We start from the raw sequence: 18,416 nt of genomic DNA, 5'->3' as shown, positions 1-18,416 counted from the left end.
AAAAAGTGATTAATGTATGTTTGGAGGGGATAAAGGGACCTGGTGATGTCAAGTCTGCACGTCTATACGTAAAATCCTAGGTTGAAAAGCATAAAAAGAGTAAGGTTAGTAAATTGAATCCCAATAAATTAATTATCCCTATCGATTTTTTAGATTGGTTATATAAGTATGACCAACAAAAAGATTTAACGGTTTTAAATAAATTTAAATTAAATAGCACTTTAAAACAATTATTATTCGATTACTTAAGAGATATTTTTCACAAAGAGCAGTCGAGTAAGTATCCCCAAAAAAGTTCCGATGAAATTGATCAGCTATTTACAGAGTCAATAGCTGCTTGGAAAACTAAAATACCTCAAAAAGCTGTCTATAAGTCGATTCATTATCTTACTTTATTCCGGCAAGTTAAACCTTACAAAATTTATTTGGGCGATTTAAGTAACTCACAACCAGATAATGTTATTATTTTAAATGCCGAGAATTATTATAGTAGTGAAAAGCCAACCGATGATAACATTTATTCCCACGTTTACACTAACAATAATAAATCCAAACTACATAGAATATATCTCAATTTATTCTTTGAAATTAACTCATCGGAGGAAGGAAAACAACAATTCGTGATGTTAATTATAGCTGATAGGCGATTTATTCCCGACACGATTGCTGCTTCAAAGATTTTTGAAAACATGTTACAATAATGGATGAGGAGGTAATTCAGATGAAGTTATTTAGTAAACGTAGTAAATCACCTGCTGAATTAGTTAAGCTCCGCGGTAGAATTGAAAATAATGTTTCTCTAGACCGTATAAAATTAGGTATTGTAGAACAGTACAAACAACTACACGATCCAGACTTTGCAAAAAAAATATTAATTGAGAATTTAAATGACCTTAAAAAAGTAAATAAACGATTTTAAAATAATGAATTGGGTGTGCAAAAATATTCTGACACTTCAATTCCGTAAAAATAAAGAAGGAATCTTGCGCTATTCTGCAGGATTCCTTTTTATTATTTATTCACCTGTTGCTCGCTTCTAAACCTAATCAACGTATTATAAAGCGCTCAGTTTTAGTGTTAGATACCTTTCACTATGTATGATAAGAATGTTAGTTCATTCGAATTCATGTTTGATGGATATCGATATGTGGCGGAAGTTTCTTCTCCAGAAAAGAATGCGGTGATTGAAGAGTTAACCGTATATAATGATTTGTAACTGGTGTTTTGTCAATTACATATAGTGAAAGTAAAAATCCCGCCAAGCTTATATTTGGCGGGATTCGTTGTTAATTAAACACTAAAGGCTCTTCTTTCCGATAATCTTCATCAATAATCAATATCGGTTTAATCGTCTCACCACTATTCGCGTCGGCAGTTGCTTGGTTAATTTCATCGAACTTATAATACTTCACTAGTTTCTCGAATGGGAATTTCCCTTCTTTATGAAATTTAATGAGTTCTGGAATCGCAAGTTGGGGAATTGCATCGCCCATTAAGACGCCGATGAGTTTTCGGTTTGCAAGGACTAAATCCATAAAAGTGTTGAATTCAACTGAATTTGGTGTGACAGCTACAGGTGCACTGACGCCTCCGATTCCGAGCACCTGAATAGATGCTTTCATCACAGATGAAATTCCTGTTGTATCGATTGAGTAGTCAACACCTTGGCCCTCGCTTATTTCGGCGATACGTTTTGCCAGGTTCTCTGTTCTGCTATTGATTGTATGGGTTGCGCCCAGTTCTCTGGCAGTTTCTAGGCGAGTGTCGTGAATATCAATCGCGATAATGGTTGAACAGCCTATAATTTTGGCTGTCATGAGGGCGCCAAGTCCAACTGCGCCTATGCCAAAAATAGCAATGGACGAACCGGTTTTTGCTTGTAAGCCGTTTACTACGGTGCCAAAACCAGTTAATAATCCACAGCCTAGCGGACCCATTAAACGCAAATCTTCTTCTGGGTCGACTTTAATTAAATTATTCACGTGCGCAATCGTATGTGTGGCAAAGGAACTTTGTGCAAAAAAATTGGAGACAGGGGTTCCGTCTTCTTTATAAAAAATGTGACTGCCATCTGGACGCCCACCGCTCATATTGAGAGCAGCCCATTCATTACAAGAAGAAGGATGTCCGGTACGACAACTTGCACATGTCCCACAATAATTGTAGGCCATGACAACTTGGTCGCCGACATTAAAGTTCTTCACGGCGCTTCCGATTTTTTCTATAATCCCAGCCCCTTCATGACCTAAAACGACAGGCATTGGAAATGGTGCATCGCCCACTCGCAGTGCTTCATCTGAATGACAAACCCCGGAAGCTACAATTCTCACGACCACTTCATCAGGGTAAAGCTCTCCTAGCGTTAATTGTTCAAGTTCATACGCCTCATTGACGCCATTTACGACTGCAGCTGTTATTTTCATAATTAATTTCCCCCTTGGATTGTTTGGAATTTTGCTCGATTTTTTTGAGAGGCTTGTCTTTGGTGAGATTGTCCTAACACCAACTATATTGAAGAGGGGGGAGGTTTATGACGAATCTAATGAAATCGATTGTTCAAAGTAAAGGATGTATAGTTCTTTATCCATCGTGGCAAACTTCAACAAGAATTAAAAAAGGAGTAGAGATGGATGGATTCGAAAAAAGAAGCGCTGAAAATCCTGAAAGAGAGCTACGTTGGAACGATGGCGACTGTTTACGGGAATAAGCCGCACACTCGTTATATGACATTTTTTAATGATGAGTTTACGCTGTACACGGCAACGTCGAAAAAAACCGAAAAGGTGGATGAACTTGAGGTTAATCCACATACGCATATTCTAATTGGGTACGAAGGTGAAGGGATGGGCGATGAATACTTGGAAATAGAAGGTACCGTTTCTATTTCTGACGACGACAGTATGAAAGAGAAGGTATGGAATAAGCATATGAAAGATTGGTTTAGTGGGCCAGATGATCCGGACCTGGTCATTTTGAAAATTTCCCCCGATTCCATGCGTTTGATGAATAAAAAAGGGGAAGAGCCAAAAGAAATTACACTATAAGCAGGAAGTACCAGCGTGAGGTGCTGGTACTTTTTTTGCGTAATCGAGTACGCGATAGCCCCAATGTAAAATTCAATTTAAGAAGGGTATGACTCACTCACTTTTCAACCCAATTAACGCATCATGAATCGCGCCAAGTTTGGTTTCGATCCGGTGTAATAGGTAAAACGATACGAAAATCGGAAAACCGATATCCTGTATCAATTGTAACCATTGCTCCATCTCGTTTCCTCCTTCCTTCAATCCATAAAAAACCGGTTCCCCAGTCCGAAAACTGGTGAACCGGTTAGGCTAACGTGTTATGCCTTGATGATATCCGTGACATCGCGCTCGACGATTCGGGCGCTTTTTGCTGTTTCAAGTGGATAATCATCCACTTCGAACACGCCCGAAGCGATGATTGCTTGCATCGCTGCTTCCACAGCTGGTGCCGTTAAATCTGCACGCGGCTCGTCCACCGTTAGTGTAACGTTCTTGCCGTTTGCTGTATTAAAGTTCAATTGGAGTGTTTTTGCCATTTTTTATCCCCCTTTGTTTGTTTTTGAGCGCCAGAAGTTCAGACGCCGCCCTTGCGTTTCGCTTATTCCATGACAAAAGATGTTTCCACTTTCTCTGCACCGATGAACGGGTACTCCGAAAGTTGTGCTAGTTGCTCAAGTGCGTTGTACAAATTCTCCGCACTGGCATGTCTTGCAATGTTGCGGTATGTCTTTGATTTACGGATTAGTTTTCCATCTTCTGTCATCCCGCCGTTAAAATAAACCTTGCCAACTGCATCTTTAAATTCGATTGTTGCTGCCATGTTATCACCTCCCTTTCACCCTTTATATAGAGGGGAAGAGAGAAAAAGGATACATTTATTGAAAAGTTTTTTTATTGGTGCCAGTCACCCACTCAATTCGGACACTATTCAGATTATATCGGTACCAGTCACTCACTCAATTTAGAAACAATTCAGATCGTTGTATGAAATATAAAAAGGAACGCTGCCGAATGAAGGTTCGACAACGTTCCATACTATATTTATTCAATTACTATCCATTACTAGAAGTGCACCATTATCCTCAAAGCCATTTTTCTTGAAATTCACTTGCAGGCAGTGGCGGGCTGAAATGATAGCCTTGTGCGTAATCACAGCCAATCTCAGCTAAGAAATGACACGTTTCTTGTTCTTCTACGCCTTCAGCAATGACTTTTAAATTGAATTCTTTAGCGATCGCAATAATCGTTTGAATAATGGCTTTGTTTTCATCGTTTCGATGCATGTTAATCGCAAATGATTTATCGATTTTCAATGAATCGAGTGGGTATTTGGTCAAATAGCTAAGTGATGAGTAACCTGTTCCAAAGTCATCCATGGAGAGCGTAATCCCAAGTTTTTTTAATTCAGCTATTTTTTCAATTGTCGTCTCTGCATACATCGCAATACTCTCCGTAATTTCTAACACAATTTGGGATGGATGCAGCGAAGTGGTTTCTATCGTATTTTTCAGCTTCTCTAGAAAAGTTGGATCAAGTAACTGTCTCACGGAAACATTAATGCTTACATATATCGGTTGATTGGTAGTTTTTTGCCAATGTGCATTTTGTTCGATAGCTGTATTTAATACCCAGTGGCCGATTGGAATGATCAAACCAGTTTCTTCGGCAATTGAAATAAACTCATCTGGTGGTACTTGACCAAGTGTTTTATTATTCCAACGTATAAGAGATTCCATTCCTATCATTTCATTTGTTTTTAAATCCATGATAGGCTGATAATACAGTTCAAATTCTTCATTCACAAGTGCTGTTTGTAATTGTTTTTCAATCATCACTTTTCTGTGGAATTCTTGCTGCATTTGTGGCGTGAACAGTTGGAAGTCATTCTTTCCTCTTGCTTTAACATAGTACATTGCGATATCTGCATGTTTTATTAATGTATTCACGTCATCTCCGTCATTCGGAAAGAGGCTAATGCCAATACTTGGTGAAATAAAGTAATTGCTGTCCTCGAGTACAAAGCTCTCATTAAATTCGCTTAAGACATCTCTGGCAAAGACTTCACTATCTGTTGCAGTAGCATTTGGAAGTAAAATGGTAAACTCATCCCCGCCAATCCGATAAATTTCAGCACTAGGATACTTTCTTTTGAGTAAGTTTTTAATCCGACTCGACACCTCTATTAATAAAAGGTCACCAGCATCATGTCCGAGTGTATCATTGATGTATTTAAATCGATCTAAATCAAGAAACACAATTGCATTTTGACTTTCTTCGGATTTGACTTTTTCTAGAAGGTTCGTTAAATCCTCATTGAACATTCTTCGATTCGGCAATCCCGTTAATGCATCATGATTGGCTTGGAACTGAATTTCATCTTCAAATTGCTTTCGTTCAGTAATGTCAGTAGATACAGCAAGTAGCGTTGAGCTGTCATGTGTATGAATAGGGATTTTGAAAGTTTGAACCCATTTCTCTTCACCAGAGGCGGCTTTAATGGATTCCTCTTTAAATAATAGTTGATTTTTCTGCTGAAATTCTTCACTCTCTTGCTTGGACTGAGGCTCTGTATCGATGTTCTTTTGTATCTCATCATACGTATTTCCAATCATCTCTTGAATGTCTTTTCCCATTAACTGGGCATAGGATTGATTGACAAGTGTATAACGGCCAAACTCATCTTTGGCATAAATGTAGTTTGGGTTTAAATCAATGACTTGGAATAGAAACTTCTTTTGTTCTGAAAGTTTCCTATTCATATTATTTACGATATCAAGATGCATTCGACTCGTGAGAATTAAAATGGTTAATGCATAAACGAGTAATGCAATCGAACTTGGGTACAATCTTGCCGATGGAAACATATTTAAAGAGCCAATTGCAAATCCAATGGCAGAAAAAATGGTAAAATAAACCAAAAATGATTGTATACTCTTATTTGGTACATGTAGACTAATGAACAAACAAATCGTCATGCTAACAATAGAGAGCATAATATTGAAAATAAAAATCCATGACAAATCTCCGTAAACCGGAAAGTAAAAGATACTAGAACCAATGTTCATGAGTTCAATTCGTTTAATTGCCTTTTCGCTCCATCCAATGATGTAAACAAAGAAGGCGATTCCGTAGAATAAAAGTACGGTCGGTCGATTGATGAACAACCGCCACTTTTTAGCTAAATCTTTTGGCAAAATATCTTGAACAATTGTATAGCCTATATAAAAAATTGTTGGTGTAATCATGATGGATCCAAAGCGAAAGAGATTAAATAAAAATAGAATGGTCTCTTTTTCTAGTAGACGATGCGCATACAAAAAAGCAATATCCAATTGCCAGAACGCAACCATGATTAGTAGCAGAAATATAATTTTTGAGAGTCTGTTTTTCTCAAATAAAACCAATAGCGTAATTCCCACAACGATGGGAATACAAGCTAACAAAATTAAAAAAATATAAAACATTGTGGCCAACTCCTAAGTTTGTGTCAATAATAGACAAGCGTTATTCCCACTGCTCCCGTGATTTGTGATGACTACGGAATGAACAGCTTGAGGCCTCGTTTCAAAAACAATCGGTATGTCTTGAAATCCATCCCCTTTTGTCTTTGTCGTAGGTGGGATAAACCCGTATTCCATTGATAGGAGGGATGCGATGATTTGCATTGCCCCCATTGCACCAAAGGTATGTCCAATCATTCCTTTTATAGAAGTAATCGGTACCTTCGATTCGAATGTTTTCAAAAGGATGTATCGTTCGATTTGATCGTTGCTGTCGATACCAAGGGCCTGACTGTTTACATAGGTCGGCGTTGTATTTCCAACTGTTTCTTGAAAGACAGCTAGCATATGCTTCCCCGTATGATCCGAACGTAATAATTTTTGGCCTTCATTTCTAGAGATGACACGCTCAACCTTCCCGTATATCTTTTGACCGCGTGCTTCGGCGAATTGTTTGCGCTCTAACACAATTAATCCAGCGCCTTCAGATAAAACAAACCCTCGATGTTTTTTCGAAAAGGGGACGCCCGCATGATCAATAGCCGTTTCAGTTGAGAGCATGCTTACTTTCTTAAAGCCATTGAGTGTCCATTGGCCTAAAGGGGCATCTGTTCCTCCCACAATGCAAACGTCGACACTACCATTCTCGAGGAGAAGTTTCCCCATCGATACCGCATCTAAACTAGCGGTACATCCAGTCGATAATGTGAAGGCGGGTCCACAAGCACCAATCACTTCAGCGACAGAACCTGACACCGTGTGCGAGTCGGCGTAGGAAACACCTTGAATGGGAGTTGTTTTCAAATCGTGAAACTGGGGAGCATATTGTTCAATTTCAAGAATGGCACCCGCAGCTGTTCCTAGAATGACAGCAATACGGTGTGGTTTGACATCCTCCAAATTCGCCATCTTAGCAGCATCGATTGCAGCGGCAATCGCCAATCTAACAAACCGTGGATACCGTTTGTAATTTCTCCCATCGATTTCTAGAAAGTCGTCTTCGATGACGCCCGCAACCACATTCTTGTGAGGCGGCGTGTCACTCTTTATAATGCCCTGTGTACATATTCCATTTTTTAACACATGTAAAAAACTTGATTTGTCATGCACACCAGGGGCTTTTATCCCGTAACCTGTAATTACAATATCGCTCAAAAACCTTCACCTACAAATTTCAAATATAGTTTATTTTTATGGTCAATAGACTTTATTATTCTATAGGAAAATACTATTCATTACCATATTGGTGCCAGTCACTCATACAATTTGAACACTATTCAGACAATACACGGCATTTGCATTTGCATTGGTATTTGGTATTGGTGCCAGTCACTCATGCAATTTAGGTTTTGGTGCCAGTCACTCATACAATTTGAAAGCTATTCAGATAATACACGACAATTGCATGAAAAAATATAGAAATTCGTCCAATTTAACATTTGGATGAATTTCTCTTTGTGTTTTTATACGCTAAGTTGAATTATTATGATTTATTAATGTACAGATGTTTTTCTGGTATGCGGATGTTATAATAATTTTACTGAATAACGTTCGTGTATATTATCGGTGATTTTAGTGGGGAGGAGCGGATCTATCGACATTATCTTCGAACCTATGGAATGCGTTCGCCCAGAACGGATATGAACATTGTTCGTGATATGCCTTAGTAAGATTAATTATGAAATTGATTAATATGCAAAAAAAAGATAGACAAATTACTATTTTTCGGATAATATATTCATATTATAAAAAACAGTTGACCAAGGTTGAAGCGCTACTCTCATACTAATTAGTTGTAAACCTTCACCAATTGTCTAACTGTCTTTCTTTTATAAGTGTTAGATAAGAGATAACGATTGCTGGCGCTTTTCTTTAATTATTAAAGTTGCAATATTCTGTCATCAGTAAGGTTTATTGAATAACTGGATAAGCTATTTTCAACTGTTCGTTTAGCCAAGAATAGGAACCGCAAATGGATGAAGAAAATCTTAATTACGATTGCCAGCATGTAACCGGATCATTATTCTAACTTTGAAATTGAGTAAAAAGCATGACGACCCGCAGCATAAGTTCTAGGAACATATCAAACGAACTACATCCAGAAAGACTAATCTGTTTATTGGGAGATGAATACAAATGAATTTGTGGAAAGATTGGCGCTTGCATGCCATTATTTTAGGAATTGTCATTGTCGCTGAATTAATAGGCACGCATAAAATCGCCATTGGTGGCGGCGTCGTTTTATTGTTACCGATGTTATACGCGATCGTTATCGGTCTAGGATTATATTTCACACCTCTTGTAAAAGAAAAACAATCGAAAAATGCTGAGAACCTTGTCTTCCTCGCGGTCAGCTTATTAATTGCTAAATTTGGTGTCACAATTGGACCTTCCATTAACACCATTTTAGAAGTTGGACCGGCATTGATTTTACAAGAACTTGGTCATTTAGCTACATTGTTAATCGCATTGCCAGTAGCCATTTTACTAGGGATGAAGCGAGAAAGTATTGGGATGACCCACTCCGTTGGAAGAGAGCCAAACGTTGCTTTAATTATGGACAAGTTTGGATTGAACTCTCCTGAAGGTCGAGGCGTTATGTCAATCTATATTTTTGGTACGATTTTTGGAGCCGTGTTTTTAGGATTGATTTCAGGAATCCTTGCAACGATGTTACCGATTCACCCGTTATCCTTTGCGATGGCTTCAGGCGTAGGAAGTGGCAGTATGATGGCTGCGGCGAGTGGGTCATTGGTATCCGCATTTCCACACCTTGAAAAGGACATACTTGCTTTAGCTGGTGCAAGTAACCTAATTTCAGCGGCGACCGGTTTATATGTAAGTATTTTTATTGCACTTCCTTTAACGGAGAAAATGTATGCATTCTTTATGAAGTTACGAAATAAAAAGACGAAGGCGGAGGGCTGACCCATGTTACGAAATATTCAAGAATGGACGATAGTATTAGCAATTATCGGGCTCATCACGCTCGTTGGAAACTGGATTGGCTATAGTGTAATGCCTACACAAGCTATGCCAGGCATGATTTTGCTCATCGTGATTAGCATCGCAGGACTAGCGCTTGACAAGCTCCTACCTTTTAATATTCCGGCGATTGCATACATCTCGCTCATTGCCATAACTCTTTCTATCCCGGGGGTACCGGGTTCGGAAACTGTTGTAAAATGGACGTCAGAAGTCAATTTATTGGCCATTACGACACCTATTTTAGCTTATGCGGGCATTGCCATTGGACGCTCGTGGGCAGATTTCGCAAAGTTGGGTTGGAGAAGCCTGATTGTCGGATCGCTTGTGTTGCTAGGGACTTATCTGGGGTCTGCTGTTATTGCGGAGATTATTTTAAGAATGCAGGGGATTATTTAGAATCAGGTACCTGAAAATTTCGGACCTATGCAAGACGCTATTCAGACAATAACCTGAAATTGCATGAACAAATATAGCCACAGGCTTAACGGCATTGGCGGCAATCATCGCGATTGTCATCAATAGAAAAAAGTAACCTCCCTCCGCTACGGCCTTAAGTAGATGAGATGGTTACTTTTTTATTAAACACTCTTTATACTGGCCAACCGCTCTTCATGCGGATGTCAGTTGTATTGACTGGGTGTTACAGCACTCAGTCTTTTTTATTATATGTTTAGTTTATCATAATCATACTCAGTATACACTTCTTTTTGTTTTTTCGTGCAAGGGGAAAGAAGACTTATGTAATAACAGGAGAAAAATAAGAACAGGGTACCAGTTTCCGGAAAGTCCGGGGAAACTGGTACTATTTTTGACCGTTATTGTTTGCTGTTCTATACTTGCTTGCATTCAGTAGCATTGTAATGTTGTAATGAAATTTTGGGTTTTAGGTTCTAAAACAATTCAGACAACCGTGTTTTGGGAAACAATACGAGTAAAGAAATCTTATGTAATAACAAGAGAAAAATCAAAAACTAATTTTCAGCCCTTATTACACTCTTTTCTGATTCAAAATTACTTATTGTGAGGACTCCTATTTCTTGATGAACATGGGGAGTTTCCTAGAAAAAGCATTGGATATGCTACGTCAACCTATAGAATCTGGTGTGGTAGTCATTAGTCGGGTATGGCTCCGATCAATAGGCGTTACAGTGATTACTATATGAAAAAATATAGCTACACGGGACAAATCTACGGGAATAGATACCTCTCGAAAGAAGTCATCGATCCAACAGGATTATTAAACGTTGGTGCCTATATTCAAAGGAATCCGATTGAAACAAAAATCCCGATGGTGCGCGCTATGGAATACTATCCTATATCTTCAAACTGTATTATTTTCATAACCCAAAAGTCTGCATCCCTTCCTTGATTTAAAACGCCTACCCTTTTTGTTACCAGTTGGAAGGGAAAGAACAGCAAGGGAGTATGCAAGGTACTGCGTGGAGTACAGGAGTAATCATAATGCAATTTGGAATTGTGTTAGAACTTTTCGTCCTTCACTGCACCTTTCACTATTACTCTTGAATTGGTAACTGCATCTACCTTCACCGTTGAATGATTCATGTTTTGCTCATTTAAATCAGTTTCATTTGTGTTTCTACTATCCCTTTTGTACGAGGGCGCCTAGTAATGCAGGGTTTCACCTTAAAATCAAAGTCCTTTGAAAAGGTCGCTGTATCTGGCAAGTAGCTACATATTCTACTTGCCAAATACAGCTGGTTTAAAATTGACTTGTCCAACTAGCCCCGGACGATAAGTGTAAGCACAACAAGTGTGGGGCGTAATATTTAAACGTGAAAATTTAATGATTTATATGGAGTGATGCATCAATGTGAACGTTTGTTTGAATGTGTCCCCCAAACGTATGGTTTGACCCGAAAGCAATGTTAACGGTTTCATACGCTTTTTCATCTTCTAAAATATTTCCCGTCAATCGGGCTGCGTGATTGGTTCCAATCCCCAATTCGCATACGAGTCGTCCGTCTTCTCTACCGAGTACATGCATTAATTCTTTACCTTTTTCCGTCGTTGCATCGATGAGGCGTCCTTTCTGGATTGTTAACAGCATTGGTTCGTGAATAAGCCCGATGTCTGCAATAGATCCGGTTATTTGAATTAATCCTTCAGTCACTTTTTCAATAGGGGCAATGAACGCTTCTCCAGAAGGTAAATTACCAGAAATAGCGTCACTCCTAAATACGCCTGTACTGGGTATTGCTGTTCGTGTCCCTAAAGGGATATGCAGTTTATAATTTTCACCCGTAACAATAGTTACAGCAGTTGCTTGATTTAATTGTTCTCCATTTGAAGTGTTTCTCGTTCAACTCTGCTGTAATCAGCAGTGATTACACCATTTAAAAAGATATCTCTAGTGATACCAGGCATTGTTTATTCACCTTATATATGTTGGGAAGCGGATAGTGCAAGCGTTCTTGGTAAAATAACAGGTAAGTTTGTTTCTGCTTGAATCATTCGCTTCATTTGTTCAGCGTAACCGATACAGTCCATCACGATAACATCACATTGCTGTTGTTCAGCGAAAGTTGCAATTTCACGGGCATTGTTATCATTCCATTCATACGGAGAGCAAGCGATAATTGACAAGTTGTTAAACGAGTCAATCCATTTCTGTTTAATCATTTCTTTTTGTTCATTGTGGGGAACGACAATACACAAGTGTTGATTTGAAAATATAGAATGCATCCAGTGTAAAGTAACTTGATCTGGATAAATAATAGGTATCTTTGTATTGAATTTAGGAAAATGACCAGTACAAGCAATTATGATAATATCCACTTCTTTTTTGTCACAAGTTTCAACTAAATGTACCATTCTTTCTTGTATAAGTTTTGCACTTACGATGACTTGATCGCCGCTTTGTAGGCGAGTAACGAGTCTGGGATCGTGTTCATTTACAGGTGCGAGTTGGTGTATTTCATCTAAAGAGAGGGCGTCTAAGGCACCCATTTCAATACAAGTGACAGGAGGTGAAATAAAGTCTTGTATCGTTTCTTGTAAGTCTGTGCGAGGACTTTGTCCGATAGTTAAGATTGCTATTTTTTTATTCATTCGTATACACCGTCTCTCTATTTTAGTTTCAATAAAAAATGAAGTGACAAATAGAAAACTCCGAAAATATACGTCATGGTTGCTAAGAGACTACGTATATTTTCGAAGCTATTGTTCTAATCTGTTGGTATGTAGGTAACGGGTTAGTTATGTCTTACCTACAAGAAAATATTATTCGCTTAACCATACATTTGTTCCATTCGGATGTACAATTTGAATGGAGTTGTCTGGTGATACATCAAAGCCCTGAACTTTTTGGTTAATTCCTGCAGTAGATTCTTGTGCATCTAACTCGATACGTGAAAAATCATTCAAGATTAATTTCATTGCTTCTTTATACAATTCTGCACGTTCTTCTTGAACAGCAGTTTCAGCTAATGCTTGATTTAGTAACTTGTCAACTTCTGGGTTATTATAGCCTTTTCCGTTACCTAAAGCGTCGATTTGATCCGTATGGAACAACTGGTAAAGGAAGAAGTATGGATCTGGATACCATGACCATCCACCAATGTTAATCGGTGCGTTACCTTTTGATACAGTATCACTATAAGTGCCCCACTCTACAACTTTAATTTCAACATCAATATTTAGGTTTTCTTTCATTTGATTTTGGAAAATTGTTGCGTATGGAACTCTTGACTCGAGGACGTAAAGTTCAGTTGCAAAACCATCCGGATAGCCTGCTTCGGTAAGTAAAGCTTTTGCAGCTTCTGGATTGAAAGTAGGGACAAGTTCTTCTAACTCTTTGTCATATCCCCATGAACCTGGAGGTAATGGTAAGTATGAACGTTCTGCTCCACCCCATTGGTTAGCTCCTAGTACAATCTCATCGACATTTGTTGCTTTGTAAATAGCTTCTCTTACTTTAACGTCTTCTGTCGGACCAGTCATGTTATTTAAATCTAAATAAGTAATGGATAAAGCAGGTACAGTTAATAATTCTAGTTTGTCATCCTGTTTAACTAGTTCTCTATTTTGTCCTTTAACATCCATAGCAATATCAATATCGCCAGAACGTAATGCGTTCGTCATCATATTTGTATCTGCAATTACTTTTAATTGGACACCATCTAAAAGCGGTTTTTGACCCCAATACTTATCTTGGCGCTCCAAATCAACTTGTTGGTCACGTTGCCAATTTTTAATAGAAAATGGACCTGTACCAATTAAATTTGCACCGAAGTCATCGCCCCATCCTTCAACTTCTTCCTTTGGAACGATGATATTTCCAGCATCCGTTAATACTGCAAATAATGCAGCGTTAGGGCTTTCTAAATGAACATCTACAGTAAATTCATCTACAACTTCTACTTTTGTCACGCCACGTAAACGATTCATGACTGATTCATTTGCTGATCGTTCTAAACTGTATTTCACATCTTCAGCTGTCATTTGGCGACCATCTTGATATTCCCCAGGTTGGAAATATACATCGTCTCGCAATTTAAATGTGTAAACTAATAAATCATCTGACACACTCCATTCAGTAGCCAAAGAAGGTTCAATTTCTTGAAGATCCTTACTATAGACAACTAATGTATCAGCTACTAAACGCATAACTTGAGATTCATATACACCCGTATATTTTACTGGATCCAAGGTTTGAGGATTGGCTGCCAATCCGATTTTTAGAACGCCGCCCTCTCTCGGTTCCCCTGGTTGTTGCGTTGAGTCGTCATTGTTGTTAGTGCTTTCTTCGCTTCCACCACAAGCGGCAAGCAATACAGAAGCAATAATTAGTAAAAATAATACTTTAAGTTTTCTCATAACTCTATACCTCTCCTTATATCCTCGTTATATTAACTTCATTTACCGAAACAGCGTTTCAGTAAATGAAGTTAATAATGAATTTAACACATATGAATTCGCAATGTAAAGAGTTTTCTGCCATTTCAATAAAATAGATTTACAAACATAAAAAATAATGCTATGATTTTCACAATTCACTTTATGGACCACTGGTTCATTTCGGGAAATGAATTTTTAAAAAGAGGTGACGAAATTTTGGGGAAATATATTTTTAGAAGATTTTTGGATTTAATTCCAACTTTATTTGTAGTAGCTACCATTGTTTTTATCATTACTCGTCTAATCCCCGGGAACCCGGCGGCAGTTATGTTGGGTCCAACGGCAAGTGTAGAAGATATTGAAAAGTTAACAGCTCAACTGGGATTAAATGATTCGTATATTGTCCAGTTTCTGAATTATTTAAAAGGCGTTATTCAAGGAGATTTTGGGATGTCGTTAAGTTATAACCAGCCAGTGACGACTTTGATTTTAGAACGATTCCCCAATACGCTCATTTTAGCAATTTCTGCATTATCGATAGCGCTATTAATCGGAATTCCTGCTGGTATGATTGCAGCATCAAAGCAAAACTCTTTTGTAGATTACATTGTGATGCTTGTTTCATTAGTAGGTGTTTCAATGCCGATTTTCTGGTTAGGTGTAATGCTCGTTCTTTACTTCAGTGTAAATTTAGGTTGGTTGCCTGCAACTGGTATGGGGTCGTTAGATGACGGGATTGTTCCATTTATCAAACATCTTATTTTACCGAGTATAGCCCTAGCGACTATTCCGATGGCTACTTTTGCTAGAATTACCCGCTCAAGTATGTTGGAAGTTGTTTCTAAAGAATATATTAAGACTGCTCGTGCGAAAGGTGTTCGAGAGTTTATTGTTATTACAAAACACGCACTAAAAAATGCATTGACTCCAATCCTTACGGTGTTAGGCATGCAAGTTTCTGGCTTATTAGGTGGGGCAGTTTTAACTGAAACAATTTTCAGTTGGCCTGGAATGGGGAGATTAATTGTTGATGCAATTGAGAAGCGTGACTTTGTCGTTGTACAAGGAACAGTTTTATTTATAGCAATTATTTTTGTACTTATTAATTTACTTGTAGATATTCTATACAAGGTAGTTAATCCACGAGTAAATTACGAGAGTAAAGGTGGTGAGAAATAATGCAGAAAGCTGAATTACATATTCAAGAAGAACTGCCAAAGGAAGCTGGTTTCTTCAAAAAACTATTAAAAAATAAATTAGCGGCTATCGGTCTATTTATACTTACAAGTATGGTTATCGTTGCGTTATTTGCTCCGCTGATTGCTACTCATGAGCCAAATAGTATGAATTTAGTGAACACGTTAAGTCCGCCAGGTACAGATGGTCATATTTTAGGTACGGATAATTATGGGCGTGACTTGTTCAGTAGATTAGTATATGGAACGCAAATTTCTCTAATCGTAGGTGTTTCAGCAGTTTTATTTGGGGCAGTTTTTGGAACTTTTCTCGGTTTAGTGGCAGGTTATTTTGGTGGGAAAATTGACTCTATTATTATGCGTACAATGGACGGATTGTTTGCATTTCCATTTATTTTATTAGCAATCACTTTAATGACCGTACTAGGTCAAGGATTGGTTAATGTAATTATTGCAATTGGAATTGCTAATATTCCGGAATTTGCCAGAATTGTAAGAGGACAAGTATTGAGTGTAAAGGAAGAAGAGTTTATCGAAGTGACTCGCTCTTTAGGAGCTACACATTCAAGAATACTATTTGCACACGTATTACCTAACAGTTTTGCTCCGCTGATTGTTTATGGAACGATGAGTGTTGCAGGCGCAATTATTTCTGAGGCAGCTTTAAGCTTTTTAGGTCTAGGTGTACAGCCTCCTACAGCATCATGGGGGAGTATTTTAAAAGATGGTAAAGACTTTTTAGTCCTGAATCCGCAAATGGCTACTTTTTCAGGCTTCGCGATATTAATTACAGTTTTAGGCATTAATTTATTTGGTGACGGGCTAAGGGATGCGCTTGATCCGAAAATGAAGGTGTAAGGAGGGGTAATATGTCAAACCCACTATTAGATGTGAAAGATTTAGTTGTACAGTTTAAATCGTCCGCTGCGACTGTGAATGCGGTAAATGGCGTTAATTTTTCATTGAATAAGAAAGAAACAATCGGGATTGTAGGGGAATCTGGCTCTGGAAAGAGTGTGACAGCAACTGCAATTATGCGGCTTATCCCATCACCACCTGGAAAAATAGCGGACGGTCAAATTAAATTTCAAGATAAAGATTTAGTAGCTTTAACAGATAAGGAAATGCGACAAGTTAGAGGAAATGAAATCGCAATGATTTTCCAAGACCCGATGACGAGTTTGAATCCAGTCTTTACTGTTGGTAATCAAATTGTAGAAGCGATTCGTACACATAAAGATATATCTAAAAAAGATGCGAAAACAGAAGCAATTGAAATGCTTAAAGTAGTAGGAATACCTGAACCAACTAAACGAATTGACATGTATCCGCATGAGTTTTCAGGTGGGATGCGTCAGAGAGTTATGATTGCAATTGCGCTGTCTTGTAATCCGAAATTATTAATTGCTGATGAACCAACAACGGCTTTAGACGTTACAGTACAAGCTCAAATTCTTGAACTAATGAAAGATTTACAAGAGAAGAATGATACGTCCATTATTATGATCACTCACGATTTAGGCGTTGTTTGGGAAATGTGTGACAAAGTAATTGTCATGTACGCAGGTTCTACAGTGGAGTCAGGAACGGTGGAGCAAATTTACGCTAACCCAAAGCATCCATATACGTGGGGGTTATTAGAATCACAAATCACTTCTGATATCGCGTCAGAACAAGAGTTACAGACAATACCGGGTAGTCCCCCTGATTTACGTAGGCCAGTCCCTGGGTGTTCATTTTCGTCACGTTGTCCATTCGCTAAAGACATTTGTCATAAAGAAAAACCTGAAGTGATTGAAGTAGAAGAAGGTCATCGTGTATCCTGTCATTTTCAGACGAAGACAAATCAGTTGGAGAGAAAGGAGGGGGTATTCGTTGAATAAGCCAATCATGGAAGTACAAGGATTAAAAAAACACTTTCCTATAGCGGATACTGTTCCGTTTAAATCGTCAAAAATGGCAGTTAAAGCAGTTGATGGAATCGATTTTGATTTATATAAAGGGGAGACATTTGGGATTGTTGGCGAATCTGGTTGTGGGAAATCAACACTTGCTAGACTCATCAACCAATTGATCACACCTACTTCAGGTACTGTGAATTTTAATGGGGTTGATTTGGCTAAACTTTCTCAAAAAGAGATTCGGTCTGCTAGAAAATCGATACAGATGGTCTTTCAAAATCCAGATGCATCTTTAGATCCACGGAAAAAAATCGATTATTTAATTTCCGAGCCTTTGAAAATACATAACATTGGGACGAAGGAAGAGCGGAAACAAAAAGTTGTAGATTTGTTAAGTACGGTAGGCATGAGTGCTTATCATGCAGAGCGGTACCCTCACGAGTTTTCAGGAGGACAGAAACAAAGGATTAATATTGCGCGAGCATTAGCTTTGAATCCAGATGTAGTCATTTGTGATGAACCGGTATCAGCGTTAGATGTTTCAATTCAAGCACAAGTCATTAATTTACTAAAAAGATTACAAAAAGAGTTTGATTTAACTTATATTTTCATTTCACACGATTTAAATGTAGTGCGTTATATTTGTGATCGAATTGCTGTGATGTACCTTGGGAGAATTGTAGAAATTGGTACATTCGATCAAATTTATCAAAATCCAAAGCACCCGTATACAAAGGCGTTATTATCGGCAATTCCGAAAGAGAGTCCTTTTGATAAAAAAGAACGCACTGTATTAAATGGTGACTTACCAAGTCCAGTAAATCCTCCAAATGGTTGTCATTTTCACACGAGATGTCCATTTGCGATGGAGAAATGTAAACAAGAATCACCCATTTTACAAAGTGTAAATCAAGGTCATTCCGTATCTTGTTTTCTACATGAATAAAT

The 18,416-nt window shown here is 38.1% G+C and carries 20 protein-coding genes; 11 read left to right on the top strand and 9 right to left on the bottom strand.

Annotation, left to right across the window (positions count from 1 at the left end; all coding sequences use genetic code 11):
- Positions 1-113: 113 nt before the first annotated feature.
- Together BI350_RS15105 and BI350_RS15100 are read left to right on the top strand one after the other, a co-directional pair.
- The gene (locus tag BI350_RS15105) at positions 114-701 is read left to right on the top strand and encodes a hypothetical protein (protein ID WP_075528902.1); all 588 of its coding nucleotides are present in this window, start codon (positions 114-116) and stop codon (positions 699-701) included.
- Positions 702-721: 20 nt separating this feature from the next.
- Complete coding sequence (locus tag BI350_RS15100) at positions 722-919, top strand: hypothetical protein (protein WP_075528901.1); 198 nt, start codon at positions 722-724, stop codon at positions 917-919.
- 367 nt (positions 920-1,286) lie between these two features.
- Here the strand turns inward: BI350_RS15100 and BI350_RS15095 are convergent, their stop codons facing one another.
- Complete coding sequence (locus BI350_RS15095; protein WP_075528900.1) at positions 1,287-2,423, bottom strand: NAD(P)-dependent alcohol dehydrogenase; 1,137 nt, start codon at positions 2,421-2,423, stop codon at positions 1,287-1,289.
- 107 nt (positions 2,424-2,530) lie between these two features.
- Here BI350_RS15095 and BI350_RS17110 point away from each other — a divergent pair, with 107 nt between their 5' ends.
- Complete coding sequence (locus tag BI350_RS17110) at positions 2,531-2,707, top strand: hypothetical protein (RefSeq protein ID WP_168157275.1); 177 nt, start codon at positions 2,531-2,533, stop codon at positions 2,705-2,707.
- Positions 2,631-3,044 (top strand): pyridoxamine 5'-phosphate oxidase family protein, encoded by a 414-nt coding sequence (locus BI350_RS15090; protein WP_075528899.1) that lies wholly within the window; start codon positions 2,631-2,633, stop codon positions 3,042-3,044. Before BI350_RS17110 ends, BI350_RS15090 begins: the two co-directional genes overlap by 77 nt.
- Before the next feature lie 93 nt (positions 3,045-3,137).
- Here BI350_RS15090 and BI350_RS16775 read toward each other — a convergent pair whose 3' ends face one another.
- The 5 genes from BI350_RS16775 to BI350_RS15070 all read right to left on the bottom strand — a co-directional run bounded on the left by BI350_RS16775 (position 3,138) and on the right by BI350_RS15070 (position 7,681).
- Positions 3,138-3,266, bottom strand: a complete 129-nt coding sequence (locus BI350_RS16775; protein ID WP_082295113.1) for a YvrJ family protein — start codon at positions 3,264-3,266, stop codon at positions 3,138-3,140.
- A 77-nt stretch (positions 3,267-3,343) separates the two neighbouring features.
- Positions 3,344-3,562, bottom strand: a complete 219-nt coding sequence (locus tag BI350_RS15085; protein ID WP_075528898.1) for a DUF2922 domain-containing protein — start codon at positions 3,560-3,562, stop codon at positions 3,344-3,346.
- Between the two features lie 62 nt (positions 3,563-3,624).
- Positions 3,625-3,846, bottom strand: a complete 222-nt coding sequence (locus BI350_RS15080) for a DUF1659 domain-containing protein (RefSeq protein WP_075528897.1) — start codon at positions 3,844-3,846, stop codon at positions 3,625-3,627.
- Between the two features lie 262 nt (positions 3,847-4,108).
- Positions 4,109-6,490, bottom strand: a complete 2,382-nt coding sequence (locus BI350_RS15075) for an EAL domain-containing protein (RefSeq protein WP_075528896.1) — start codon at positions 6,488-6,490, stop codon at positions 4,109-4,111.
- Between the two features lie 12 nt (positions 6,491-6,502).
- Positions 6,503-7,681, bottom strand: coding sequence for a beta-ketoacyl synthase N-terminal-like domain-containing protein (locus tag BI350_RS15070; RefSeq protein ID WP_082295112.1), 1,179 nt, complete (start codon positions 7,679-7,681; stop codon positions 6,503-6,505).
- A gap of 981 nt (positions 7,682-8,662) precedes the next feature.
- On the opposite strand from BI350_RS15070, the gene BI350_RS15065 reads away from it, so the two are divergent.
- The 3 genes from BI350_RS15065 to BI350_RS17470 all read left to right on the top strand — a co-directional run bounded on the left by BI350_RS15065 (position 8,663) and on the right by BI350_RS17470 (position 10,677).
- Positions 8,663-9,454: a DUF3100 domain-containing protein gene (locus BI350_RS15065; protein ID WP_075528895.1), complete on the top strand. Its 792-nt coding sequence runs from the start codon at positions 8,663-8,665 to the stop codon at positions 9,452-9,454.
- A gap of 3 nt (positions 9,455-9,457) precedes the next feature.
- Positions 9,458-9,910, top strand: a complete 453-nt coding sequence (locus tag BI350_RS15060) for a hypothetical protein (protein WP_075528894.1) — start codon at positions 9,458-9,460, stop codon at positions 9,908-9,910.
- Positions 9,911-10,554: 644 nt separating this feature from the next.
- Positions 10,555-10,677 (top strand): hypothetical protein, encoded by a 123-nt coding sequence (locus tag BI350_RS17470; protein ID WP_425423259.1) that lies wholly within the window; start codon positions 10,555-10,557, stop codon positions 10,675-10,677.
- Positions 10,678-11,315: 638 nt separating this feature from the next.
- On the opposite strand, the gene BI350_RS17270 is transcribed toward BI350_RS17470, so the two are convergent.
- From BI350_RS17270 to BI350_RS15045, 3 genes are all read right to left on the bottom strand, one after another.
- The gene (locus BI350_RS17270; protein ID WP_425423258.1) at positions 11,316-11,753 is read right to left on the bottom strand and encodes an aminopeptidase; all 438 of its coding nucleotides are present in this window, start codon (positions 11,751-11,753) and stop codon (positions 11,316-11,318) included.
- A gap of 158 nt (positions 11,754-11,911) precedes the next feature.
- Complete coding sequence (locus BI350_RS15050) at positions 11,912-12,583, bottom strand: AroM family protein (RefSeq protein ID WP_075528892.1); 672 nt, start codon at positions 12,581-12,583, stop codon at positions 11,912-11,914.
- A gap of 171 nt (positions 12,584-12,754) precedes the next feature.
- Complete coding sequence (locus BI350_RS15045; protein WP_075528891.1) at positions 12,755-14,350, bottom strand: ABC transporter substrate-binding protein; 1,596 nt, start codon at positions 14,348-14,350, stop codon at positions 12,755-12,757.
- 237 nt (positions 14,351-14,587) lie between these two features.
- Here BI350_RS15045 and BI350_RS15040 point away from each other — a divergent pair, with 237 nt between their 5' ends.
- Genes BI350_RS15040 through BI350_RS15025 form a run of 4 tightly spaced genes read left to right on the top strand, consistent with a single transcriptional unit; the run spans position 14,588 to position 18,414 of the window.
- Complete coding sequence (locus BI350_RS15040) at positions 14,588-15,550, top strand: ABC transporter permease (protein WP_075528890.1); 963 nt, start codon at positions 14,588-14,590, stop codon at positions 15,548-15,550.
- Positions 15,550-16,425 (top strand): ABC transporter permease, encoded by an 876-nt coding sequence (locus BI350_RS15035; protein ID WP_075528889.1) that lies wholly within the window; start codon positions 15,550-15,552, stop codon positions 16,423-16,425. The genes BI350_RS15040 and BI350_RS15035 overlap by 1 nt, the downstream gene beginning before the upstream one ends.
- 11 nt (positions 16,426-16,436) lie before the next feature.
- Positions 16,437-17,450 carry an ABC transporter ATP-binding protein gene (locus tag BI350_RS15030; RefSeq protein ID WP_075528888.1) on the top strand — a complete coding sequence of 338 codons (1,014 nt, stop codon included), beginning with the start codon at positions 16,437-16,439 and terminating at the stop codon, positions 17,448-17,450.
- The gene (locus tag BI350_RS15025; RefSeq protein ID WP_075528887.1) at positions 17,443-18,414 is read left to right on the top strand and encodes an ABC transporter ATP-binding protein; all 972 of its coding nucleotides are present in this window, start codon (positions 17,443-17,445) and stop codon (positions 18,412-18,414) included. The genes BI350_RS15030 and BI350_RS15025 overlap by 8 nt, the downstream gene beginning before the upstream one ends.
- Positions 18,415-18,416: the final 2 nt, after the last annotated feature.

This window comes from Sporosarcina ureilytica, assembly GCF_001753205.1.
Classification (GTDB): domain Bacteria; phylum Bacillota; class Bacilli; order Bacillales_A; family Planococcaceae; genus Sporosarcina; species Sporosarcina ureilytica.
Note: the sequence above shows the minus strand (reverse complement) of the source record. Positions and strands in the feature narration are given on the sequence as shown.